Here is a 23,379-nt window from a genome sequence, read left to right as displayed (position 1 = left end):
ATCTGGCAGGACCGGCTTTAGCCGGGAAAGGGCCGGTGTGACCGCCGTCAGTTTGTCGCGGAACACCGAACGGCGTGATCGGCCGGCAAATGCTCAAACGTGCCCGAACAGCCCTTGGGCAAACTTGACCCGCTCTTCCGGGCTTTCGTGTACGCCTTCCGCCGCCAGTTCTTCCAGCCGCTTCTCCACGGCCACGGTGCGGTGAGTAAGCCCGCAGTCATTGGCGATCTGGATGTTGAGCCCTGGCCGCGCGTTGAGCTCCAGAATCAGCGGGCCTCGATCCTGGTCCAGGACCATGTCGACGCCGATATAACCCAGGCCGCAGAGCTCGTAGCACTCTGCCGCGAGCTTCATGAAACCGTCCCAGTTCGGCAGCTGCACGCCATCCACCGCATTGGTGGTGTCGGGGTGCTTGCTGATGATGTTGTTCAGCCAGGTGCCGCGCAGCGTCAGGCCGGTCGCCAGATCGACGCCGACACCGATGGCGCCCTGGTGCAGGTTGGCCTTGCCGCCGGACTGCCGGGTTGGCAGGCGCAGCATGGCCATCACCGGATACCCCATCAGCACGATCACGCGGATGTCCGGGACACCCTCGTAACTGATGCTCTTGAATATCTGGTCGGGCGTGACCCGATATTCGATGAGCGCGCGGTCGCGATGGCCGCCCAGGGAATACAGCCCGGTGAGGATGCTGGAAATCTGATGCTCGATTTCGTCGTGGCTGATGATGCGCCCGGACACCGTGCGGAAGCGCTCCTCGAAACGGTCGGCGATGACCAGAATGCCGTCGCCGCCCGCGCCCTTGGCCGGCTTGATAACGAAATCGTTGCGCCCGCCGATGATCGTGTCGAGCTTGTCGATTTGCTTTTCGGTGGAAATGATCCCGTACAGCTCTGGCACATGAATGCCCGCCGCGATGGCCCGCTCCTTGGTGATGATCTTGTCATCGACAATGGGGTAGAGGCTGCGCTTGTTGTACTTGAGCACGTAGTCGGCGTTCCGCCGGTTGATGCCCATGATCCCCTTGGCTTCCAGCGCCTTCCAGGTTTTCCACCAGCCGATCATTTATGGTGTTCCCGCTCGGCGTCTTCCTTCAGAAAGGCCTTGAAGCGGATCAGCTCGGTCAGCCGATAACCGCGATAACGCCCCATCGCCAGCATGAAGCCCACCAGAATCAGGAGGATTGCCGGGAAGGTGAACACGAAGTAGATGAACTCTGGAATGCTCATGATGATGTGCGCAAGAGACGCCGCGAACAGCGTGCCGATGGCGACCTTCATCGCATGGCCGCCGCCGCGTTCTTCCCAGGTGATCGACAGGCGTTCGATGGTCATGGTCAGAATCACCATCGGGAACAGCGCCACCGACAGCCCGCGCTCAAGGCCCAGCTTGTGGCTGAACAGGCTGATGGCGGCAATCAGCACCACCACGAAGGTCAGCACCACCGACAGCCTCGGCAGCATTTGCAGCTTGAGGTGTTCGAGGTACGAGCGCAGAGAGAGGCCCAGCGCCGTGATAATGGTGAACAACACGATGCCGAAGCCCAGCTGGGTCTCGCGGAACGCCAGCGCGATGAGCACCGGGGTGAACGTCCCCAGCGTCTGCAGGCCCACCAGGTTGCGCAGGATCAGGATCACCAGCACGCCGATCGGGATCATCACCATGATCATGAAGGTCTGCTGGGTTTGCAGCGGCAAGCTGTAGAGCGAGTATTCGAGGAAGTCGGCGTCGGTGCTTTCGTCAGTCAGCTTGGCCAGACGAATCGCATTCATCTCGCTGTTGTTCAGGCTGAAGTTGACCGTGGCCTTCTTGCCGCCCTCGACGGAGATCAAATTGTCGTCGCCGATCCACCACAGCAGGCGGTCCTGGGGCAGGCCCGCTTCACCGGTTTCCGGATTGAAATACAGCCAGTCCTTGCCATTAAAGCTGCGCAGCCACAGTTCGGGCGACTGCGGCTGATCGGCGACCAACCGGATGGTATGGACTTTCTCCACCGGCACGTGGGCGATGGACAGCAGGGTTTCGGTGATCCGCGCCTTGTTCTGCACCGACGTATCGCCGGCCAGCAGCAGCTTGACGTTGTCGTCGCTCAGATTGTTGACACGCTTGATGGCTTCGCTGACGAAGGTTTCGACGTCGGCGGAATGCTGTCGGATCGGCGCAAGCAGCGCGTCGGCGGCGATTTTTTCCGGGCCTTCGACCACCACGCTGTCGCGGAAGATCGGTCCTTTGATCTTGGCTTTTTCGCCGCTGTAGCGCTTGGTCAATACCAGCCGGTAGTACAGCGTCTGATTGCCGTTGGCCCGCCGCGCGGACCAGGTGACCTTGCGGTTGCCGTCGGCGCGGTTGACGTTCACGCCATAGTTGTTGGAGATGAAGCTTTCATTGAGGCTGATGTAATCCCGGGAAAGGGGTGGCACGTACATCTGCACCTTGACCGTGTCCTTCGGGTTGGCGACGAACTCGACCTTGGCGTCGATGTTCCACAGGTCGTCGGTTTCGTCTTCGGTCACCGGAATGCCGAGCACCAATATCTGATAAGCCGTGATTGCGATGCCCAGCGTGACGAGGGTCGCGATCAGGATCTTCAGATGGAGGGTAAGAGAGCGCATGTCGTTACTCTGCGGTTTGAGCATCGGTGACGCAGGCAGGCTTGCCCGCTGCGTATTTCAGGCTTGGATCGACCAGCGCGTCGAAGTGCTTGAGGGCTTCGGAGCCAATCAAAAGTGGGTATTGGAATGCACTGCGGTCGGTCAAGTTCACTTCTATGGTGCGCAGCGCCCCGCCCATGCAGACATCCAGGCTGATGACCGGGCGGGCGGTGTATTTCTTGTCGTCATCGGCATCGATGTCGCCTGCGCGCCGCTTGATCTTGCTGACCCGGGCCAGGGGGCGTTCGATGGGGTGTTCGTGGGCGTCGTCAATGGCCAGGTAAAAACGCACCCAGGATTCGCCATTGCGCTTGAAGCGTTTGATGTCGCGGGCGCTCAGGGAGGCGGTTTTGGCGCCGGTGTCCAGCTTGGCCGCGACCTGCAGGTCGATGTCGGCAAGCTCCGCGTATTCGTTCAGGCCATACACCGTTTTTTCAGCGGCCAGGGCCAAGCCGGGTTGAAGCAGGCCCGGCAGAAACAGGCCCGGCAGGTACAGAGATAAGAGGAAGAGAAGAGGGTGGCGGCTCATAAGTCCAGGCGCGATAAAAGGTGAAAGAGCTGCTTTGACGTCGAAATGTGGTTTTGGTTTGACCAAGGGTGCCGCTCCTGCGAAAGCCGCCTGCTGCCCGCGTGGGCGGTCTGAGGCGGCCGGCATTCTAGCATGAAGCTTTTATGGCGCGGGCGAAGGGCGGCGCAGATGCGAGCCGTCTGACATTTCGTCAAAATGTGTCGCCCTTAGACGATTGTCGACAATTACCCATTTAACTTTGACGGAACTGGCTTATTTCGCTAGATTTGCTGACATTCACTCTTAAGGTGTCAACAATGTTAGATGCCGCAGAAATCCTGCCCGCCACGTCAGTCGATGCCGAGACGCTGTCCGAGAACGTGTTTCGCCGTATTCAGGCGGCCATCGTCAAGGGCGATATCGCCCCCGGCAGCAAGATCTCCGAGCCCGAGCTGGCGCGGACCTACGGCATCAGCCGGGGACCGTTGCGCGAGGCCATTCACCGGCTCGAAGGCCAGCGCCTGTTGGTGCGCGTCCCCCACGTCGGCGCTCGCGTGGTCTCGCTGAGCCATGCCGAACTGGTCGAGCTGTACGAGATTCGCGAATCCCTCGAGGGCATGGCCTGTCGCCTGGCCGCCGAGCGGATGACTGTCGAAGAAGTCGACGAACTGCGCCGGGTTCTGGAAACCCACGAATGCGACAGCGCCTTTCAGGCCGGCGTCGGCTATTACCAGCAGGAAGGCGACTTCGACTTTCATTACCGGATCATCCAGGGCGCGCGCAACAGCACGCTGACCCAGATGCTTTGCGATGACCTGTACCAACTGGTGCGCATGTACCGCATCCAGTTCTCGACGACGCCCAATCGTCCGCGCCAGGCGTTCGCCGAGCATCACCGTATTCTAGATGCCATCGCCGCGCGTGACGGTGAGCTGGCCGAGCTGTTGATGCGCCGGCACATCGCCGCGTCCAAACGCAACATTGAGCAGCACTTTCAAGCTGCAACTGCCCGAGGTGAACAATGACCACAAGAACCACTCCCGGCCAACGCTTCCGTGACGCCGTTGCCAGCGAGCATCCGCTGCAAGTGGTCGGCACGATCAACGCCAACCACGCGCTGCTGGCGCAACGGGCCGGCTTCAAGGCGATTTACCTCTCCGGCGGCGGTGTCGCGGCGGGTTCGCTGGGCGTGCCGGACCTCGGCATTACTGGCCTGGACGACGTGCTCACCGACGTGCGCCGCATCACCGATGTCTGCGACCTGCCGCTGCTGGTGGACGTCGACACCGGCTTCGGTGCCTCGGCGTTCAACGTGGCGCGTACGGTGAAGTCGATGATCAAGTTCGGCGCAGCGGCGATGCACATTGAAGACCAGGTCGGCGCCAAGCGCTGCGGTCACCGGCCCGGCAAGGAAATCGTCTCGCAGCAGGAGATGGTCGATCGCATCAAGGCGGCGGTGGATGCGCGAACCGACGACAGTTTCGTGATCATGGCGCGCACCGATGCGCTGGCGGTGGAAGGGCTGGAATCAGCACTGGATCGCGCCGCCGCGTGCATCGAAGCGGGCGCGGACATGGTCTTCCCGGAGGCGATCACCGAGCTTGAGATGTACAAGCTGTTTGCCTCGCGGGTGAAGGCGCCGATCCTCGCCAACATCACCGAATTCGGCTCGACGCCGTTGTTCACCACCGACGAGCTGAAGTCTGCCGACGTGGCGCTGGTGCTGTACCCGCTGTCGGCGTTCCGGGCAATGAACAAGGCGGCGGAAAACGTCTACACCGCGATCCGTCGCGACGGCACCCAGAAGAACGTCGTCGACACCATGCAGACGCGCATGGAGTTGTACGAGCGCATCGACTATCACGCGTTCGAGCAGAAGCTCGATGCGCTGTTTGCGCAAAAGAAAGGCTGATCACGGCCCAGTGCAGGCGCGCTCCTACAGATAAAGCATCTTGCGTACTGGAAAGAATTGCCGATTCCCACACAACTACAAGACTGGAGACAGCAATGGCTGAAGCAAAAGTATTGAGCGGCGCAGGCCTGCGGGGCCAGGTGGCCGGGCAGACCGCGTTGTCTACCGTCGGCCAGGCCGGCGCCGGGCTGACCTACCGCGGCTATGACGTGCGTGAACTCGCCGCCGACGCCCGATTCGAAGAAGTCGCGTACCTGCTGCTGTACGGCGAACTGCCGACCCAGGCGCAACTCGACGGCTACCTGAAGAAACTCCAGGGCCTGCGTGACCTGCCCCAGGCGCTGAAAGAAGTGCTGGAGCGCATTCCCGCCGACACCCACCCCATGGACGTGATGCGCACCGGCTGCTCGATGCTCGGCAATCTCGAGCCCGAAGCCAGTTTCGCTGACCAGCTCGATTCCACCGACCGCCTGCTGGCCGCGTTCCCGGCGATCATGTGCTACTGGTACCGGTTCAGCCACGAAGGCAAGCGCATCGACTGCGTCACCGACGAGGTGTCCATCGCCGGGCACTTCCTGACACTGCTGCTGGACAAGGCGCCCAGCGAACTGCACCGCAAGGTCATGGACGTGTCGCTGATTCTCTACGCCGAGCACGAATTCAACGCCTCGACTTTCACCGCACGGGTCTGCGCATCGACCCTGTCCGACCTGTTTTCCTGCATCACGGCGGCCATCGGCACCCTGCGCGGTCCTTTGCACGGCGGGGCCAATGAAGCGGCGATGGAGATGATCCAGAAGTTTTCGTCGGCCGAAGAAGCGACCCAGGGCACCCTGGCGATGCTGGCGCGCAAGGACAAGATCATGGGCTTCGGCCACGCGATCTATAAGGACAACGACCCGCGTAACGAGGTGATCAAGGGCTGGTCGAAAAAGCTCGCGGAGGAGGTGGGCGACACGGTGTTGTTCCCGGTCTCCGAAGCCATCGACAAGACCATGTGGGAACAGAAGAAACTCTTTCCCAACGCCGACTTCTACCACGCCTCGGCGTACCACTTCATGGGCATCCCGACCCAGCTGTTCACCCCGATCTTCGTTTGCTCGCGCCTGACCGGCTGGGCCTCCCACGTGTTCGAACAGCGCGCCAACAACCGCATCATCCGACCAAGCGCCGAATACATCGGCGTCGAACAGCGCAGGTTCGTGCCCATCGAGCAGCGCTGATGGGGAAAGGAGAGTTCCACGGGGCTCTCCACCCGTAACTTTTCCGTGATCGAGTCCTGACGATGAACACTGAATACCGCAAACCGCTGCCCGGCACTGTGCTGGATTATTTCGACGCCCGCGCGGCAGTCGATGCGATCAAACCCGGTGCCTACGCCACGCTGCCGTACACCTCCCGAGTGCTCGCCGAAAACCTGGTGCGCCGTTGCCATCCGACGACGCTGACGGCCTCGCTGACGCAGTTGATCGAACGCAAGCGGGACCTCGATTTCCCGTGGTTTCCGGCGCGCGTTGTCTGCCACGACATCCTCGGCCAGACCGCGCTGGTGGACCTCGCCGGCTTGCGCGACGCCATCGCCGACATGGGCGGCGACCCCGCGCAGGTCAACCCGGTGGTGCCGGTGCAGTTGATCGTTGATCACTCCCTGGCCGTCGAATGCGGGGGCTACGACCCGGACGCGTTCAGCAAGAACCGGGCGATTGAAGACCGTCGCAACGAAGACCGCTTCCACTTCATCAACTGGACCAAGCAGGCGTTCAAGAACGTCGAAGTGATCCCGCCGGGCAACGGCATCATGCATCAGATCAATCTGGAGCGGATGTCGCCGGTGATCCAGACGCTGAACGGCGTCGCCTTCCCGGATACGCTGGTCGGCACCGACAGCCATACGCCTCACGTTGATGCCCTGGGCGTCATCGCCATCGGCGTCGGCGGGCTTGAGGCCGAGAACGTCATGCTTGGCCGCGCCTCGTGGATGCGCCTGCCGGACATCATTGGCGTCGAACTGTCGGGCCGTCCGCAGCCGGGCATTACCGCCACCGACGTGGTACTGGCGCTCACCGAATACCTGCGTCAGCAAAAGGTCGTCGGCGCGTACCTGGAGTTCTACGGCGAGGGCGCCCGCGCGCTGACCCTCGGCGACCGCGCGACCATCTCGAACATGGCCCCCGAATACGGCGCGACCGCGGCCATGTTCAGCATCGATCAACAGACCCTCGACTATCTCCGGCTGACCGGTCGCGAAGACCAGCAAGTGCAGTTGGTCGAAACCTTCGCCCGCCACACCGGGCTTTGGGCCGACAGCCTGGACACGGCCGAATACGAGCGCGTGCTGCATTTCGACCTGTCCAGCGTGGTGCGTAACATGGCCGGGCCGTCCAACCCCCATGCGCGGGTGGCGACCGCCGATCTGGCCGCCAAAGGCATCGCGGCGCCGTGGGAGGAGACCCCGGGCGAAATGCCGGACGGCGCGGTGATCATCGCTGCCATCACCAGCTGCACCAACACCAGCAACCCGCGCAACGTCATCGCTGCAGGCTTGCTGGCGCGCAACGCCAATCGCTTGGGCCTGACGCGCAAACCGTGGGTCAAGTCGTCCCTGGCGCCGGGCTCGAAAACCGTCGCCTTGTACCTCGACGAAGCGGGGCTGACCGGCGAGCTGGAGCAACTGGGTTTCGGCATCGTCGCGTTCGCTTGCACCACCTGCAACGGCATGTCCGGCGCGCTGGATCCGCTGATCCAGCAGGAAATCATCGACCGCGACCTTTACGCCACGGCGGTGTTGTCGGGCAACCGCAACTTCGACGGGCGCATTCACCCTTACGCCAAACAGGCCTTTCTTGCCTCGCCGCCGCTGGTGGTGGCCTACGCCATCGCCGGAACGATCCGCTTCGATATCGAGAAAGATGTGCTGGGCCTCGGCCCTAATGGCGAAGAAATCCGCTTGAAAGACCTTTGGCCAAGCGACGCCGAGATTGATCAGGTGGTGAAAGCCTCGGTCAAGCCGGAGCAGTTCCGTCAGGTGTACATCCCGATGTTCGCCATCCACGAAGACACCGGGCCAAAGGTCGCGCCGCTGTACGACTGGCGCCCGATGAGCACCTACATTCGACGCCCGCCGTACTGGGAAGGCGCCTTGGCCGGCGAGCGAACCCTCAAGGGCATGCGTCCGCTGGCGGTGCTGCCGGACAACATCACCACCGATCACCTGTCGCCGTCCAACGCGATCATGCTCGACAGCGCGGCCGGCGAATACCTGGAAAAAATGGGCCTGCCGGAAGAGGACTTCAACTCCTACGCCACACATCGCGGCGATCACCTGACCGCCCAGCGCGCCACGTTCGCCAACCCCAAGCTGTTCAATGAAATGGTGGTGGAGAACGGCAAGGTCAAGCAGGGTTCCTACGCGCGGATCGAGCCGGAAGGCCAGGTCACGCGGATGTGGGAGGCCATCGAAACCTACATGGCGCGCAAGCAGCCGCTGATTATCATCGCCGGCGCCGATTACGGTCAGGGCTCGTCCCGGGACTGGGCGGCCAAGGGCGTGCGCCTGGCGGGTGTCGAAGTCATCGTCGCCGAGGGCTTCGAGCGTATCCACCGCACCAATCTGGTGGGCATGGGCGTGCTGCCGCTGGAGTTCAAACCGGGCACCAATCGCCTGACTCTGGGCATCGATGGCAGCGAAACCTACGACGTGATTGGCTCGCGCACCCCGGGGGCCACCTTGACGCTGATCATCCAGCGCAAGAATGGCGAGCGTGTGGAGGTGCCGGTCACCTGCCGCCTCGACACGGGTGAAGAGGTGTTGATCTACGAGGCCGGCGGCGTGTTGCAACGCTTCGCCCAGGACTTCCTCGAATCCGCGGCCGTCGCCTGAGCCGCCGCGTTTTCTGCTCTCTATATAAGAAAGAATAAGAAGGAACAGTTCATGGCGTCCACAGCACAGATCAAGATTCCCGCGACCTACATGCGCGGCGGCACCAGCAAGGGTGTGTTTTTCCTCCGGGACGACCTGCCCGAAGCCGCGCAAACCCCCGGCCCGGCGCGTGACGCCTTGTTGCTGCGGGTGATTGGCAGCCCCGACCCGTACGCCAAGCAGATCGATGGCATGGGCGGGGCGACGTCGAGCACCAGCAAAACGGTGATCCTGTCGAAGAGCACACGGCCCGATCACGACGTCGACTACCTGTTTGGGCAGGTTGCCATCGATACACCCTTCGTCGACTGGAGCGGCAACTGCGGCAACCTGTCGGCAGCGGTCGGCCCGTTTGCCATCAGCAACGGTCTGGTTGATCCGGCGCGCATTCCGCAGAACGGCGTGGCGGTGGTGCGCATCTGGCAAGCGAACATCGGTAAAACCATCATCGCCCACGTGCCGATGACCGACGGCGTGGTGCAGGAAACCGGCGATTTCGAGCTCGACGGCGTGACCTTCCCGGCGGCCGAAGTGCAGCTGGAGTTCATGGGCCCGGCGGCGGACGAGGAGGGCGCTGGCGGCTCGATGTTCCCGACCGGCAATCTGGTCGATGAGCTTGAAGTGCCGGGCGTGGGTACGTTCAAGGCGACGATGATCAATGCCGGCATCCCGACAATCTTCGTCAACGCCCGCGACATCGGTTATACCGGCAGCGAATTGCAGGACGCGATCAACAGCGACCCGAAGGCCCTGAGCATGTTCGAAACGATCCGGGCCTATGGCGCCGTGCGCATGGGGCTGATCGGCACTGTCGAGGAGGCCGCAACGCGTCAGCACACGCCCAAGGTGGCGTTCGTGGCCGCGCCTGCGCAATACCTGTCTTCCAGCGGCAAAAGGGTCACAACCGAAGACACTGATCTGTTGGTGCGCGCCATGTCCATGGGCAAGCTGCATCACGCGATGATGGGCACAGCGGCAGTGGCCATCGGCACAGCGGCGGCGATTCCCGGCACGCTGGTCAATTTGGCAGCGGGCGGCGGCGAGCGCAGTGCCGTGCGCTTCGGCCACCCCTCCGGCACCCTGCGCGTCGGCGCTGAGGCCGTGTTGGTCGACGGAGAATGGCAGGTCAAAAAAGCCATCATGAGCCGCAGCGCGCGGGTATTAATGGAAGGAATGGTCCGCGTGCCGGGCTGAAAGCTCGGCTTCATAGAGCACCGAAATCCGGAGCCAGCATCTTATGGGTACACGACTGCATCGAATTCCGGGCTAGACACCGATCAAATTGTAGGAGCGACCGGGGTGGCGCTCCACCTTGCCCGCGAATGCGTCGTGTCAGAAACAATGATGCGACTGATACGCCGCCATCGCGGGCAAGCGCGCTCCTACAGTTTGAGGCTGCGCGCTTATTTAAACCGCCGCTCCACGCCTTTTTCCACCAGCACTTTCGCCGAAATTTCCTCAACCGAGAAATGCGTGGAATTGATGTGCGGGATGTTTTCGCGGCGGAACAGGCCCTCGACTTCGCGCACTTCGAACTCGCACTGGGCGTAGCTGGCGTAGCGGCTGTTGGGCTTGCGTTCGTGCCGTATGGCGGTGAGGCGATCGGGGTCGATGGTCAGGCCGAACAGCTTGTCCCGGTGCAGCTTCAGCGCAGCGGGCAACTGCAGGCGCTCCATGTCGTCCTCGGTCAGCGGGTAATTGGCCGCGCGGATGCCGAATTGCATGGCCATGTAAAGGCAAGTCGGGGTTTTGCCGCAACGCGACACGCCGACCAGGATGATGTCGGCCTTGTCGTAATAATGGGTTCTGGCGCCGTCGTCGTTGTCCAGCGCGAAGTTCACCGCCTCGATCCGCTCCATGTAATTGGAGTTGTGCCCGATGGAGTGGGATTTCCCCACCGAGTAGGAGGAGTGTGAACTAAGCTCCAGCTCCAGCGGGGCGAGGAAGGTCGAAAAGATGTCGATCATGAAGCCGTCGGAGGTCGCGAGAATCTCGCGGATGTCCTGGTTGACGATGGTGTCGAAGATGATCGGACGGGCCTCGTCCTTCTCGGCGGCCTTGTTGATTTGCTGCACCATGGCCCGCGCCTTCTCGACGCTGTCGATGTAGGGCCGCGTGAACTTGTTGAATGTAATGTTTTCAAATTGCGCTAACAGGCTCTGGCCAAGGGTTTCGGCGGTGATGCCGGTGCCATCGGAGATGAAAAAAGCGGATCGTTTCATTTGCGCCCCGGGGCCTTAAGCTGAAGACAGTTTGTGGATATGATAGGTCGGCTTGCGGGCCATGACTGGCCGCATTCTACCTGTTTTCAATCGCCGCGATTCCCGCACCAAAAGCGTTCCCAACAATAACCGGTTAGTGGAGAGATCACCTTGGTAGAGTACGTAGTTTCCCTCGATAAGCTCGGCAAACATGATGTTGAGCACGTGGGGGGCAAGAACGCATCCCTCGGCGAGATGATCAGCAACCTGGCGGGCGCAGGCGTGTCCGTTCCCGGTGGCTTTGCCACTACCGCTCAGGCCTACCGTGATTTTCTTGAGCAGAGTGGTCTGAACGATCAGATCCACCAGGCCCTCGATGCGCTCGATGTCGACGACGTCAACGAGCTGGCCAGAACCGGCGCGAAGATTCGTCAGTGGATCATGGAGGCTGAATTCCCCGAGAAGCTCAACGCCGAAATCCGCACCGCCTTCGCCGAGCTCTCGGCGGGCAACCCGGACATCGCCGTTGCCGTGCGCTCTTCCGCCACCGCTGAAGATTTGCCGGACGCCTCCTTCGCCGGTCAGCAGGAAACCTTCCTGAACATCCGTGGCGTCGAAAACGTGATCCGCGCAGCGAAAGAGGTGTTCGCTTCGCTGTTCAACGACCGCGCCATTTCCTACCGCGTGCATCAGGGTTTCGACCACAAGCTGGTGGCGCTGTCCGCTGGCGTGCAGCGCATGGTGCGTTCTGAAACCGGCACCGCCGGCGTCATGTTCACCCTGGACACCGAATCCGGTTTCCGCGATGTCGTCTTCATTACCGGTGCCTACGGCCTAGGCGAGACCGTCGTACAGGGCGCGGTCAACCCGGACGAATTCTACGTTCACAAAAACACCCTTGAAGCCGGTCGCCCGGCGATCCTGCGCCGCAATCTGGGCAGCAAGGCGATCAAGATGATCTACGGCGAAGAAGCCAAGGCCGGCAAATCGGTCAAGACCATCGACGTCGATCTGGCCGACCGCGCGCGTTTCTGCCTCAGCGACGAGGAAGTCAGCAACCTGGCACGCCAGGCGATGATCATCGAAAAGCACTACCAGTGCCCGATGGACATCGAGTGGGCCAAAGACGGCGATGACGGCAAGCTGTACATCGTGCAGGCGCGTCCCGAGACCGTGAAAAGCCGCACCTCGGCCAACGTCATGGAGCGTTACCTGCTCAAAGAAAAGGGCACCGTTCTGGTGGAAGGCCGTGCTATCGGCCAGCGCATCGGCGCCGGCAAGGTGCGGATCATCAAAGACGTGTCCGAGATGGACAAAGTCCAGCCCGGCGACGTGCTGGTTTCCGACATGACCGACCCGGACTGGGAACCGGTGATGAAACGCGCCAGCGCGATCGTCACCAACCGCGGCGGGCGCACCTGCCACGCAGCGATCATCGCTCGCGAGCTGGGTATTCCGGCGGTAGTGGGTTGCGGCAACGCCACCGAGCTGTTGAAGGAAGGTCAGGGCGTCACCGTGTCCTGCGCCGAGGGCGACACCGGTTACATTTTCGAGGGCGAGCTGGGCTTCGACATCAAGCAGAACTCCGTCGACGCCATGCCTGACCTGCCGTTCAAAATCATGATGAACGTCGGTAACCCCGATCGCGCGTTTGATTTCGCCCAGCTGCCCAACGCCGGTATCGGCCTGGCGCGTCTGGAGTTCATCATCAACCGCATGATCGGCGTGCACCCCAAGGCGCTGCTGAACTACGCCAACCTGCCGCAAGACATCAAGGAAAGCGTCGACAAGCGCATCGCCGGTTACGACGATCCGGTCGGTTTCTATGTCGAGAAGCTGGTCGAAGGCATCAGTACGCTGGCGGCGGCGTTCTCGCCGAAGAAAGTCATCGTGCGCCTGTCGGACTTCAAGTCCAACGAATACGCCAACCTCATCGGCGGCAAACTCTACGAGCCGGAAGAAGAGAACCCGATGCTGGGCTTCCGTGGCGCGTCGCGTTACATCAGCGAAAACTTCCGCGACTGCTTCGAGCTCGAATGCCGCGCCCTCAAGCGCGTGCGCAACGAGATGGGCCTGACCAACGTCGAGATCATGGTGCCGTTCGTCCGCACCCTGGGCGAAGCGAGTCAGGTCATCGATCTGCTTGCCGAAAACGGTCTGGCCCGCGGCGAGAACGGTCTGCGCGTGATCATGATGTGCGAGCTGCCGTCCAACGCCCTGATGGCCGATGAGTTCCTCGAATTCTTCGACGGTTTCTCCATCGGTTCCAACGACCTGACCCAGCTGACCCTGGGCCTGGACCGTGACTCCGGGATCATCGCCCACTTGTTCGACGAGCGTAATCCTGCGGTCAAGAAGCTGCTGTCCTACGCCATTCAGGCCTGTAACAAGGCTGGCAAGTACATCGGCATCTGCGGCCAGGGCCCGTCCGATCACCCGGATCTGGCGCGGTGGTTGATGGAGCAGGGGATCGAAAGCGTGTCCCTTAACCCCGATTCGGTACTGGAGACCTGGTTCTTCCTGTCCGAAGAGGACGCTCCAACCTGATGCAGATCGAGTAAGATGCCGGCCCGTTTCCGTGGGCCGGTTTCCCGAGAGGGCGGTTTTTAACGAATCCGCCCTTTTTTGTGGGTGATTTTCAGTGCGCTGGCAGCGTCAACTGCTGTCACACCCAACCGCCGTTCCCCCATCCACCAAGAGCGTCCAGCAAGAGCACCATGCAAAGCAGCAGTCATCTCTTTCCCGTGGCCCTGATCAGTGCCGAGCGTCGTGGCGACCTGACCGAGGACGTCTACCGTTTGAAGCCCGGCAACAGCCCGGATTTCACTGTCGAAATCGCCGTCACCCGGCTGGGTCGTGTGTCGGCCCCGGATGCCCGAGGCGTGCCGGTGGTCCTGCTGCACGGCAGCTTTTCCAATCGACGCTTCTGGTATTCCCCCAAAGGCATCGGTCTGGGCGCGTACCTGGCCCGTGCCGGGTTCGATGTGTGGATTCCGGAAATGCGCGGGCACGGTCTCTCGGCGCGCAATAGCGCGTTTAAAACCAACTGCGTCGCCGATTACGCGCGCTTCGATGTGCCGGCCATCGCCGCGTTCGTGCGCGAGCAGACCGGCGAAGCGCCCCACTGGATCGGCCACTCCCTGGGCGGCACGACTCTCGCCGCGGCATTGGGCGGGCAGTATCTGACGGCTGACGCCGCAGCCTCGGTGGCGCTGTTCGGCAGTCAGGTCACCCGCAGCCACTGGCCGCTCAAAGTGCCGCCGCTGCAATGGACCGCACGGCTGCTGCTCAAGCGCTTCGAGCACGTTTCGGGCCCGCGTTTCAAGCGTGGCCCGGAAGACGAACCCATGGGCGTCCTTCTGGAAAGCATGCGCTGGCATGGCCTGTTCGGCGGCTTCGGGCACAAGAAGGATGACTGGTGGGCCGGGCTGCAACAGGTCACGGTCCCGCTGCTGTGCGTTGCTGGCGCTGGCGATCATCAGGACCCGGAATGGGCCTGCCGCGAGCTCTTCGAGCAGTTCGGCAGCGACGACAAGACGTTTCTCGTCCTGGGCCGCGAGCACGGGTTCAGCGAAGACTTTGGCCACGTGCCGATGCTGGTCAGCAAAGCCGCGCAAACCCAGGTGTGGCCGCGGGTGGCGGACTGGCTGAACCGGCATGTTGCGGTGGTAAAGGCTGAATCAACGCTGAACATGATGGCAACTCCGTGATTGTCATGGGCGCAGCCATTCCTTGGGCGCTGACTTGGGGATAAGCTGCACCCATTCTCAACACCGGGGCCAAATAGCAGGTGGCGACTCGTTGGTCAGATTTTCTGTTCTGGATGAGGTGCTATATAAGGATGCAATGCGCGTGGAGCGTCGGTCGTTCACGCAAGCCGTCTATCCTAGTGGCTGTCTACCCTCATCACCGAGCTTTCCTGACAGGAGTTACCCATGCATTACATCACCCCGGACTTGTGCGACGCCTACCCCGAGCTGGTTCAGGTGGTAGAGCCGATGTTCAGCAACTTTGGTGGCCGTGATTCATTTGGCGGCGAGATCGTCACGCTCAAGTGCTTCGAAGACAATTCGCGGGTGCGCGAGCAGGCCGAACAGGATGGACACGGCAAAGTCTTGGTCGTGGACGGCGGAGGCTCGCTGCGTTGCGCGTTGCTCGGCGACATGATCGCTGAAAAGGCAGTGAAAAACGGTTGGGAGGGCATGGTGATTTTTGGCTGCGTCCGCGACGTGGACGTCCTGGCACAGACCGACCTCGGTGTGCAGGCATTGGCCAGTCACCCGCTCAAGACCGAGAAGCGCGGCCTGGGTGACCTGAACAAGGCGGTGACCTTCGGCGGTGTGACGTTCAAGCCGGGCGAATTCATCTATGCCGACAACAACGGCATCATCGTCTCGCCCAGCGCACTGAAGATGCCGGACTGACCGGCCTTATTATTCTTTACGCGGTTAGCGATTCACTCAGCAAGGATATGAATGTTCGACGAAACAAACGCGCAGTGGGGGCTGGTTCATGCCCTCGTGTTGGACGGAAAGGGCGGGGCGCGTTCAATCCCCCGAACTGCACTGGATGGCCTGCAGCTGGAGCCCCACGAAAGTGTGTGGCTCCATTGGGACCGCAGCCACCCGCAGACCCAGACGTGGTTGCGCACGACCAGCGGTCTCAGCGAATTCGTCTGCGACCTCATGCTGGAAGAGAACACCCGGCCACGCCTGCTGGCCTTGCCGGACCACGAATTGCTGCTGTTCTTGCGCGGGGTCAACCTGAACCCTGGCGCCGAGCCGGAAGACATGGTGTCGGTGCGTATTTTTGCCGCCGCCCAGCGCGTCATCTCGTTGCGCCTGCGCTCGTTGCGGGCAACCGACGAGCTGATCGCATCATTGAATGAAGGCAAGGGCCCGAAAACAGCCTCGGAATTGCTGTTGTATCTGGCTCAGTTTCTCACCGACAAGGTTCAAGCAGTGGTCAGCGAGCTGACGGAACTGGTCGATGACATGGAAGAACGCATAGATGCCGACGAGCGGTATCTGCCCGAGCACGGCAACATGGTGCACATCCGCAGGCGGGCGGCGGGACTGCGTCGATTCCTTGCGCCACAGCGGGAAATCTATGCCCAGCTGACGCGCAGCAAGATGCCGTGGTTCGTGGAGGACGATGCGGATTACTGGAACGAATTGAACAACAGCCTGACGCGATATCTCGAAGAGCTGGAATTGACCCGAGAGCGCGTGGGGCTGGTGCTTGAGGCTGAAGACAGGCGCCTCAACGAGCGAATGAACAGGACCATGTATCGGTTTGGCATCATCACTGGCATCTTCCTGCCGATGAGCTTCCTGACAGGATTGTTGGGGATCAATGTGGGGGGTATCCCCGGGTCGGAAAATCCCTTCGGATTTGTGTATGCCTGCGGCCTGATGCTCATCGTGGCCGTCGGCCAGATGTGGCTGTTCAAGCGATTGCGCTGGGTGTGAGGATGAAAAATCGGAAGGCGTTCATGTGTGTCGTGTGACTTCGGCAGAATTGGCTGCGTCTTTCAGTGACATTGCGTGAGGTGCCTATGCACGACCCGTTTGAAGAATCACTGCGCGACATGCTCAACGCTTCGTCCAGCAGCCGGGACGACGATGCCGTTCTGGGTCGAGTATTGAAGACCGCCAACCGTCAGGTGGGCGCTGGTGATCTGTTCAGTCTTCTGGGTCGTTGCACGCAGGCTTTGATGATCGCCGTGAATAACGGCTCCGCTCACGTTTCACCTGTTTCCCGCCGCAAGGCGACACGTGCCGGTACTACGTTTACCGGTACCGGTGCACAAGACAAGGCTGATTGAATATGGAATTGGATCTCTGGACGCAGAGCCTGGTTACTGCAATGACTGCGCTGTGGACCAAAGTTGCGAACTTCATCCCGAATCTGTTCGGCGCGCTGGTCGTGGTGCTTCTGGGTTTCGTGGTGGCAAAGCTGCTCGACACCCTGCTGTCCAAGTTGTTGGCCAAACTCGGTCTGGATCGCCTGATGGGCGGCACCGGGTTGACCAAGCTGATCAGCCGCGCGGGGATTCAGGTCCCGATTTCGACCCTGATCGGCAAGATCGTTTATTGGTTCGTTCTCTTGATTTTCCTGGTGTCGGCGGCAGAATCGCTGGGGCTGGAGCGGGTTTCCGCGACGCTGGACATGCTGGCGCTGTACCTGCCGAAAGTATTCGGCGCCGCGTTGGTGTTGCTGGTGGGTGTCTTGCTGGCGCAGTTGGTCAACGGTATTGTGCGGGGCGCCGCCGAAGGTGTAGGGCTGGATTACTCGGCCGGCCTGGGGCGAATCGCTCAATGGCTGGTGATCATCATCAGTATATCGGTGGCGATCAGTCAGCTTGAGGTCAAAACCGACCTGCTGAACCACGTTATTGTTATCGGATTGATTACCGTTGGTCTGGCCGTTGCGTTGGCCATGGGCCTGGGAAGCCGCGAAATTGCGAGCCAGATCCTGGCAGGAATTTATGTGCGTGAGTTGTATCAGGTAGGGCAACAAGTGCGTGTGGGTGAGGTCGAAGGGCAGATCGAAGAAATTGGCACGGTGAAGACTACCCTGCTGACCGAGGAAGGCGAGTTGGTGTCATTGTCCAACCGGATCCTCCTCGAGCAGCGAGTGAGCAGCCGTTGAGCCGGCGAATCTGCTAATGTATGCCGCCGCAAAACCTGGGCGATTCCCGGGTGCGGCGGACATCTACCCGACTGTCGGCACGACTTGTTTTGAATAACGTTCAATCGCCCTCTCTGCGCTACGACCCACGCGAGCTCTCTGACGAGGAGCTGGTTGAGCGTTCGCACGCCGAGCTGTTTCACGTAACGCGGGCGTACGAAGAGCTGATGCGTCGTTACCAGCGGACACTTTTTAACGTGTGCGCGCGGTATCTGGGGAACGATCGCGATGCGGACGATGTCTGTCAGGAAGTGATGCTTAAGGTGTTGTATGGCTTGAAGAACTTTGAGGGTAAGTCGAAGTTCAAGACCTGGTTGTACAGCATCACCTACAACGAATGCATCACGCAGTACAGGAAGGAGCGGCGAAAGCGTCGGTTGCTGGACGCTTTGAGTCTTGACCCCCTCGAGGAAGCGTCGGAAGAAAAGACGCCAAAATCAGAAGAAAAGGGCGGGCTTGATCGCTGGCTTGTGCATGTGAACCCGATCGACAGGGAAATTCTGGTGCTACGATTTGTCGCAGAGCTGGAATTTCAGGAGATCGCAGACATCATGCACATGGGCCTGAGTGCCACCAAAATGCGTTACAAACGGGCACTTGATAAATTACGTGAGAAATTTGCAGGCGTTACCGAAACTTAACTCGGCGCAAATATCTCTAACGAGCAGGCAAGTTCTGATAGACTTGCCGACGAGTTGTCTCTCGCTGAGGGGGACTGCTTTACAATCACCAGATGGGGATTTAACGGATGAAACTGAAAAACACCTTGGGCTTGGCCATTGGTACTATTGTTGCCGCAACTTCGTTCGGCGCTCTGGCACAAGGCCAAGGCGCAGTCGAAATCGAAGGCTTCGCCAAGAAAGAACAGTTCGACAGCGCTCGTAACTTCAAAAACGACGGCAACCTGTTCGGCGGTTCTGTTGGCTACTTCCTGACCGACGACGTTGAATTGCGTCTGGGCTATGACGAAGTGCACAACGTCCGTAGCGACAATGGCCAGAACATCAAGGGCGCGAACACCGCTCTGGACGCTCTGTACCACTTCAACAACCCGGGCGACATGCTGCGTCCATACGTTTCGGCTGGTTTCTCCGATCAGAGCATCGATCAGAACGGCAGCAACGGTCGTAACCGCTCCACCTTCGCCAACATCGGCGGCGGTGCCAAGCTGTACTTCACTGACAACTTCTATGCCCGTGCTGGCGTTGAAGCTCAGTACAACATCGACCAGGGTGACACCGAGTGGGCGCCAAGCGTCGGTATCGGCGTAAACTTCGGCGGCGGTTCGAAGAAAGTTGAAGCAGCACCGGCTCCAGTAGCTGAAGTGTGCTCCGACAGCGACAACGACGGCGTTTGCGACAACGTTGACAAGTGCCCGGACACCCCGGCAAACGTGACTGTCGACGCTAACGGCTGCCCAGCTGTTGCTGAAGTCGTACGCGTTGAGCTGGACGTTAAATTCGACTTCAACAAGTCGGTTGTGAAGCCAAACAGCTACGGCGACATCAAGAACCTGGCTGACTTCATGAAGCAGTACCCACAAACCACCACCACTGTTGAAGGTCACACTGACTCCGTCGGTCCTGACGCTTACAACCAGAAGCTGTCCGAGCGTCGTGCAAGCGCCGTTAAGCAAGTTCTGGTTAACCAGTACGGTGTTGGCGCTAACCGCGTAAACTCGGTTGGCTACGGTGAAACCCGCCCAGTTGCTGACAACGCAACTGACGCTGGCCGCGCTGTAAACCGTCGCGTAGAAGCACAAGTAGAAGCCCAAGCTAAGTAATTAGCCTCGCTTCACGAAAAACCCGGCTCAGGCCGGGTTTTTCTTTGCCTGCGATTTAACCCCCCTGTGATCCTCCTTGATTCGCTTCTGGCCGTCTAAGCGAAAAGACTTGGACGGACGTGGATCCATCTAAGCGGGTACCCTCATGAAGACTAAGCCCGCACTAGCGTTTGAGTAGCAACCACCACAGAACCAGGTTGATCAGCAGCGACGTCAGGGCAACTGCACGCCAGGCCTTAAGGGGCTCACGCTCCAGCAGTGGGATTGTGCGTGTGTTCAGCGGCGAAAGTTCGCCCTGTTGAAAGTGCACGAGCCAGTGCTCCGCGGTCTCGAAGCGCTTCAGCGGATCGGCCCGCAGGGCGCGCTCTAGATGCTGTTCCAGCCAGTCCGGCACATCCGGTCGGTAACGACTGACCGGCAGCGGCTTGCCGAAGCGACGGCGCTGGAAGGGCTCGATCTCGCCGTAGGGGTAGTGGCCGGTCAGCAGGAAATACAGCGTGACGCTGGCGGCATACAGGTCGAAGCCAGGGCTGGGTTCCGCGCCTTCGAAGGCTTCAGGGGCCATGAAGCTGGGCGTGCCGGGCACGTCGCTGCTTTCACCCACTGACAAACCTGGGCTGTAGGCGAGCCCGAAATCCAGAATGCGCAAACCTCCCGCTTGCTCAAGCAGCAGATTCTCCGGCTTGATGTCACGGTGAATGATGTTGCGACGGTGCAGCAGGCCGACGGCAGCGATCAGTTCCCGGGCCAGACCCAGCCACGGCGACAGCGCCATCGGCCCCTCCTGATCGAAGATGTCAGCGAGGGTGTGGCCGGAGTACTCACGCATCACGTAGTACAAATGCTGGCGCTGGCCGAGGGGGTGCAGCTCTGGAAAGAAGCGGCCCGCAACGCGACGCAGGAACCATTCTTCAAGCAGCAAGGCCTCCGCCGCGCCGGCCTCGTCAAGGCGCGAGGGCGGCAGCGTCTTCAATAACCACTGTTGCTGTTGGCTGTCGCGTACGCGATACAGAAGGGACTGTCGCGAGTCGCTCAAACGCGCCTCGACCTGCCAGCCTTCAAACGTCTGGCCTGCTTTGAGAAGGGGTGGGACAGGCCATTGCTGAAGTTGCAGCAGCGTTTCACCCAGGCTGTCCGAGCCCAGTTGATCCACCTGTATCAGCAAAGCGCTTGCATTGTCGTCACTGCCGGACAGGTGCGCGGCATTGATCAGCGTTCGGACAGCCGTATTCAGATCGGCCTGTTCGTCGAGAATCGAGCCGATTCGGTCATCGCCCAAGGTTGCCCACACGCCGTCGCTGACCAGCAGCAAACGCTCGCCGTGGCGCAGCTCGCCGTCCAGGTAATCCATGACCACGTGTTGATCCAGACCCAGCGCGCGTTTCAGCACATGCTGCATGTCCGGCTGTTCCCAGACGTGGTCCTGGCTGATTCGCTGGAGCTGGCCTGAGTGCCAGCGATACACGCGACAGTCGCCGACATGGGCGAGGGTGAAGCGACGCCCGCGCAGGACCAGCGCGCTGAGGGTGGTCAACAAGCCGTTGGCCTGCAGCCAGCGATTCTGCGCCAGCAGCAGGCGGTCGAGGGCCTGAGCGACGCTCCAGGTCTCCGGCGTCGCGTAATAATCCATGGCCAGCGCCTGGAGCGTGGCCCTGGATGCCAGCCCGCCGTCGGCGCATTGGCTGACGCCGTCGGCGAGGGCAAACAGGTAACCCTTGCTGGCGGCCAGCGCCGGGGCAGGGGTGACCACGCGAATGGCGTCCTGATTCTCCGCCCGCGGCCCGGTCGCGCTGAACTCGGCGACGCGCAGCTGCAAGCCGGTCGTAGTGGGCGCGACCGGCGTCAGCGGCTGATTGACGCTCACGGCCTAGACACGGGCGGCGGTGACAGCGGCCGAGCCCCAGGTGGTTCTCCAGCGACGCTTGACGTTCATCAGGCCGAACCAGGCCAGCACGCCCAGGAACGCGAACAGCCACAGGCCCAGTTGATACTCGCCGGTGTTCTGCTTGATGGCGCCGAGCCCGGCGGCGAGCAGGAATCCACCGATGCCGCCGGCCATGCCGATCAGGCCGGTCATGACGCCGATCTCTTTGCGAAAGCGTTGCGGTACCAGCTGGAACACCGCGCCGTTACCCGCGCCAAGGCCGAGCATGGCCGCGACGAACAGCGCCAGTGCGGCCCAGGAGCTGGGCAGGTTGAAACCGACGGCGGCGATGCAGATCGCGGCGACGGCGTACATGCCGGACAGCGTGCGAATCCCGCCGAAGCGGTCGGCGAGGGCGCCGCCCAGTGGCCGCATCATGCTGCCGCCGAAGACGCAGGCGGCGGTGTAGTAACCCGCAGTGACCGGGCTCAGGCCGTATTGATCGTTGAAATAGCCGGGCAGGGCACTGGCCAGGCCGATGAAGCCGCCGAAGGTCACGCTGTAGAAGAACATGAACCACCAACTGTCGCGGTCGCCAAGGGCTTTGAAATAGTCAGCCATGGATTTGGCCTTGGGGCGTTCCGGGGCGTTTTTCGCCATGAGGGAGAAAGCGATGAGGGTCAGCAGCAGTGGCGCCACGGCAAAGCCGAACACGTTGTTCCAGCCGAAGCTGGCGGCGAGGACTGGCGCGATCAGTGCCGCGAACACAGTGCCGGAGTTGCCGGCGCCGGCGATGCCCATGGCTTTGCCCTGGTGCTGCGGCGGATACCACTGCGAGGCCAGCGGCAGTGCCACGGCGAAAGACGCGCCGGCCATGCCGAGGAACCCGCCGAGCAGTAGCGCCTGTTCATAGCTGTGAATGCCCAGTTGCCAGGCGCCAAGCAGTGCGGCAATGACGATGACCTGGCCGATGATCCCGGCCGTCTTGGGCGATAACTGGTCGGCGAGCATGCCCATGATGAAGCGCAGCACTGCACCCGCGAGAATCGGCGTTGCGACCATCAGGCCGCGTTGCTGGGTGGTCAGGTGCAGGTCGGCGGCAATCTGCACGGCCATCGGGCCGAGCAGGTACCAGACCATGAAGCTCAGGTCGAAATACAGGAACGCTGCGAACAGTGTGGGTTTATGGCCGGCTTTCCAGAAACTCGTGTTCATCTAACACCTCATCTGCAGGGATTCGCGTTCGGTGGAGGTGTCGCTCGCACCGCTACGGGTCAGGTCATGCAGGCGAAGCACCAGACCGGCACTCCACCCGCCCGATGTATTCAGGGCAAAAACGAAAAAACGCCGCAGCCCTGTGCGCTTTCGCGAAGGGGTGCGACGTCTTTGTCGTGAGTGGGCAACCGCCGTTGGCTACCTGTGATGTGTCACTAGCAATAGGTGGGCCAATTGAACACCGGACTTACAGTTGGATGAGTCCGGCAGGCCCTGCGCATTTTTTCGTAGGAGCCGGCTTGCTGGCGAAGGCAGTGGGTCAGCGGCGCAGATGTCAGCTGACACAGTGGGTTCGCCAGCAAGCCGGCTCCTGCAGTGGACTCGCCTCAAACGAGCAAATGGCGTCGGCCACTGAACCTGTAGGAGCGCGCTTGCCCGCGAAGGCGGAGTGTCAGGCGATTGGTTCGTCACAGGCACACCGCGTTCGCGGGCAAGCGCGCTCCTACAGTGGATCTTCGTAAGGCACCCAATTTTTGGCATACCCAAGGCCGTATATACCGGCTTGCTGGCGAATGCAGCGTGTCAGTCGACATGTGAAGAGCTGACTGACCGTGTTCGTCCGATCGCGGCCCG

Annotated in this window: 19 protein-coding genes; 13 read left to right on the top strand and 6 right to left on the bottom strand. The window is 61.2% G+C overall.

Annotated elements, in window-relative coordinates; all coding sequences use genetic code 11:
- Positions 1 to 93: 93 nt before the first annotated feature.
- Genes L4G42_RS07830 through rloA form a run of 3 tightly spaced genes read right to left on the bottom strand, consistent with a single transcriptional unit; the run spans position 94 to position 3,180 of the window.
- Complete coding sequence (locus L4G42_RS07830) at positions 94 to 1,062, bottom strand: alpha-L-glutamate ligase-like protein (protein ID WP_237254325.1); 969 nt, start codon at positions 1,060 to 1,062, stop codon at positions 94 to 96.
- On the bottom strand, positions 1,062 to 2,612 hold the full coding sequence (gene rloB, locus L4G42_RS07825; RefSeq protein ID WP_237254308.1) for an osmotic stress tolerance membrane protein RloB: 1,551 nt from the start codon (positions 2,610 to 2,612) through the stop codon (positions 1,062 to 1,064). The genes L4G42_RS07830 and rloB overlap by 1 nt, the downstream gene beginning before the upstream one ends.
- 4 nt (positions 2,613 to 2,616) lie before the next feature.
- Entirely contained in the window at positions 2,617 to 3,180 is a 564-nt protein-coding gene (rloA, locus tag L4G42_RS07820) for a retropepsin-like aspartic peptidase RloA (protein ID WP_237254309.1), read from the bottom strand.
- A gap of 296 nt (positions 3,181 to 3,476) precedes the next feature.
- Between rloA and L4G42_RS07815 the strand changes: the two genes are divergently transcribed.
- The 5 genes from L4G42_RS07815 (at position 3,477) to prpF (ending at position 10,184) form a co-directional block, all read left to right on the top strand.
- On the top strand, positions 3,477 to 4,184 hold the full coding sequence (locus L4G42_RS07815; RefSeq protein WP_237254310.1) for a GntR family transcriptional regulator: 708 nt from the start codon (positions 3,477 to 3,479) through the stop codon (positions 4,182 to 4,184).
- Positions 4,181 to 5,071 carry a methylisocitrate lyase gene (gene prpB / locus L4G42_RS07810; protein WP_237254311.1) on the top strand — a complete coding sequence of 297 codons (891 nt, stop codon included), beginning with the start codon at positions 4,181 to 4,183 and terminating at the stop codon, positions 5,069 to 5,071. Before L4G42_RS07815 ends, prpB begins: the two co-directional genes overlap by 4 nt.
- 95 nt (positions 5,072 to 5,166) lie before the next feature.
- Positions 5,167 to 6,294 carry a bifunctional 2-methylcitrate synthase/citrate synthase gene (gene prpC / locus L4G42_RS07805; protein ID WP_237254312.1) on the top strand — a complete coding sequence of 376 codons (1,128 nt, stop codon included), beginning with the start codon at positions 5,167 to 5,169 and terminating at the stop codon, positions 6,292 to 6,294.
- A gap of 62 nt (positions 6,295 to 6,356) precedes the next feature.
- Positions 6,357 to 8,951 carry a Fe/S-dependent 2-methylisocitrate dehydratase AcnD gene (acnD, locus tag L4G42_RS07800; protein ID WP_237254313.1) on the top strand — a complete coding sequence of 865 codons (2,595 nt, stop codon included), beginning with the start codon at positions 6,357 to 6,359 and terminating at the stop codon, positions 8,949 to 8,951.
- 51 nt (positions 8,952 to 9,002) lie between these two features.
- A complete protein-coding gene (gene prpF, locus L4G42_RS07795) occupies positions 9,003 to 10,184 on the top strand; it encodes a 2-methylaconitate cis-trans isomerase PrpF (protein ID WP_237254314.1) in 1,182 nt (393 codons plus the stop codon).
- 209 nt (positions 10,185 to 10,393) lie between these two features.
- On the opposite strand, the gene ppsR is transcribed toward prpF, so the two are convergent.
- On the bottom strand, positions 10,394 to 11,212 hold the full coding sequence (gene ppsR, locus L4G42_RS07790) for a posphoenolpyruvate synthetase regulatory kinase/phosphorylase PpsR (RefSeq protein ID WP_074887131.1): 819 nt from the start codon (positions 11,210 to 11,212) through the stop codon (positions 10,394 to 10,396).
- Positions 11,213 to 11,362: 150 nt separating this feature from the next.
- Here ppsR and ppsA point away from each other — a divergent pair, with 150 nt between their 5' ends.
- The 8 genes from ppsA to L4G42_RS07750 all read left to right on the top strand — a co-directional run bounded on the left by ppsA (position 11,363) and on the right by L4G42_RS07750 (position 19,667).
- A complete protein-coding gene (ppsA, locus tag L4G42_RS07785; protein WP_237254315.1) occupies positions 11,363 to 13,738 on the top strand; it encodes a phosphoenolpyruvate synthase in 2,376 nt (791 codons plus the stop codon).
- A 170-nt stretch (positions 13,739 to 13,908) separates the two neighbouring features.
- Positions 13,909 to 14,901: an alpha/beta fold hydrolase gene (locus tag L4G42_RS07780; protein ID WP_237254316.1), complete on the top strand. Its 993-nt coding sequence runs from the start codon at positions 13,909 to 13,911 to the stop codon at positions 14,899 to 14,901.
- Between the two features lie 225 nt (positions 14,902 to 15,126).
- Complete coding sequence (gene rraA, locus L4G42_RS07775; RefSeq protein ID WP_237254317.1) at positions 15,127 to 15,615, top strand: ribonuclease E activity regulator RraA; 489 nt, start codon at positions 15,127 to 15,129, stop codon at positions 15,613 to 15,615.
- Between the two features lie 51 nt (positions 15,616 to 15,666).
- Positions 15,667 to 16,662 (top strand): zinc transporter ZntB, encoded by a 996-nt coding sequence (locus tag L4G42_RS07770; protein WP_237254318.1) that lies wholly within the window; start codon positions 15,667 to 15,669, stop codon positions 16,660 to 16,662.
- 86 nt (positions 16,663 to 16,748) lie between these two features.
- Positions 16,749 to 17,018, top strand: coding sequence for a CrfX protein (locus L4G42_RS07765; protein WP_133770678.1), 270 nt, complete (start codon positions 16,749 to 16,751; stop codon positions 17,016 to 17,018).
- A gap of 2 nt (positions 17,019 to 17,020) precedes the next feature.
- Positions 17,021 to 17,845 (top strand): mechanosensitive ion channel family protein, encoded by an 825-nt coding sequence (locus L4G42_RS07760; protein ID WP_037011040.1) that lies wholly within the window; start codon positions 17,021 to 17,023, stop codon positions 17,843 to 17,845.
- Positions 17,846 to 17,934: 89 nt separating this feature from the next.
- Positions 17,935 to 18,525, top strand: a complete 591-nt coding sequence (gene sigX / locus L4G42_RS07755; RefSeq protein ID WP_237254319.1) for an RNA polymerase sigma factor SigX — start codon at positions 17,935 to 17,937, stop codon at positions 18,523 to 18,525.
- 107 nt (positions 18,526 to 18,632) lie between these two features.
- A complete protein-coding gene (locus L4G42_RS07750; protein WP_237259953.1) occupies positions 18,633 to 19,667 on the top strand; it encodes an OmpA family protein in 1,035 nt (344 codons plus the stop codon).
- Positions 19,668 to 19,830: 163 nt separating this feature from the next.
- Here L4G42_RS07750 and L4G42_RS07745 read toward each other — a convergent pair whose 3' ends face one another.
- On the bottom strand, positions 19,831 to 21,531 hold the full coding sequence (locus tag L4G42_RS07745) for a bifunctional protein-serine/threonine kinase/phosphatase (protein ID WP_419789352.1): 1,701 nt from the start codon (positions 21,529 to 21,531) through the stop codon (positions 19,831 to 19,833).
- 3 nt (positions 21,532 to 21,534) lie between these two features.
- A complete protein-coding gene (locus L4G42_RS07740; protein ID WP_237254321.1) occupies positions 21,535 to 22,746 on the bottom strand; it encodes a nitrate/nitrite transporter in 1,212 nt (403 codons plus the stop codon).
- Positions 22,747 to 23,379: the final 633 nt, after the last annotated feature.

It is taken from the genome of Pseudomonas petrae (assembly GCF_021728295.1).
Taxonomy (GTDB): Bacteria; Pseudomonadota; Gammaproteobacteria; order Pseudomonadales; family Pseudomonadaceae; genus Aquipseudomonas; species Aquipseudomonas petrae.
Note: the sequence above shows the minus strand (reverse complement) of the source record. Positions and strands in the feature narration are given on the sequence as shown.

Bases quoted from the DNA above. Each gene is read 5' to 3' on its own strand.
- rloB (WP_237254308.1), bottom strand. From the start codon at position 2,612: ATGCGCTCTCTTACCCTCCATCTGAAGATCCTGATCGCGACCCTCGTC.
- L4G42_RS07750 (WP_237259953.1), top strand. From the start codon at position 18,633: ATGAAACTGAAAAACACCTTGGGCTTGGCCATTGGTACTATTGTTGCC.
- L4G42_RS07815 (WP_237254310.1), top strand. From the start codon at position 3,477: ATGTTAGATGCCGCAGAAATCCTGCCCGCCACGTCAGTCGATGCCGAG.
- L4G42_RS07740 (WP_237254321.1), bottom strand. From the start codon at position 22,746: ATGAACACGAGTTTCTGGAAAGCCGGCCATAAACCCACACTGTTCGCA.
- rloA (WP_237254309.1), bottom strand. From the start codon at position 3,180: ATGAGCCGCCACCCTCTTCTCTTCCTCTTATCTCTGTACCTGCCGGGC.
- rraA (WP_237254317.1), top strand. From the start codon at position 15,127: ATGCATTACATCACCCCGGACTTGTGCGACGCCTACCCCGAGCTGGTT.
- prpF (WP_237254314.1), top strand. From the start codon at position 9,003: ATGGCGTCCACAGCACAGATCAAGATTCCCGCGACCTACATGCGCGGC.
- ppsR (WP_074887131.1), bottom strand. From the start codon at position 11,212: ATGAAACGATCCGCTTTTTTCATCTCCGATGGCACCGGCATCACCGCC.
- prpB (WP_237254311.1), top strand. From the start codon at position 4,181: ATGACCACAAGAACCACTCCCGGCCAACGCTTCCGTGACGCCGTTGCC.
- L4G42_RS07770 (WP_237254318.1), top strand. From the start codon at position 15,667: ATGTTCGACGAAACAAACGCGCAGTGGGGGCTGGTTCATGCCCTCGTG.
- prpC (WP_237254312.1), top strand. From the start codon at position 5,167: ATGGCTGAAGCAAAAGTATTGAGCGGCGCAGGCCTGCGGGGCCAGGTG.
- L4G42_RS07760 (WP_037011040.1), top strand. From the start codon at position 17,021: ATGGAATTGGATCTCTGGACGCAGAGCCTGGTTACTGCAATGACTGCG.
- L4G42_RS07780 (WP_237254316.1), top strand. From the start codon at position 13,909: ATGCAAAGCAGCAGTCATCTCTTTCCCGTGGCCCTGATCAGTGCCGAG.
- acnD (WP_237254313.1), top strand. From the start codon at position 6,357: ATGAACACTGAATACCGCAAACCGCTGCCCGGCACTGTGCTGGATTAT.
- L4G42_RS07765 (WP_133770678.1), top strand. From the start codon at position 16,749: ATGCACGACCCGTTTGAAGAATCACTGCGCGACATGCTCAACGCTTCG.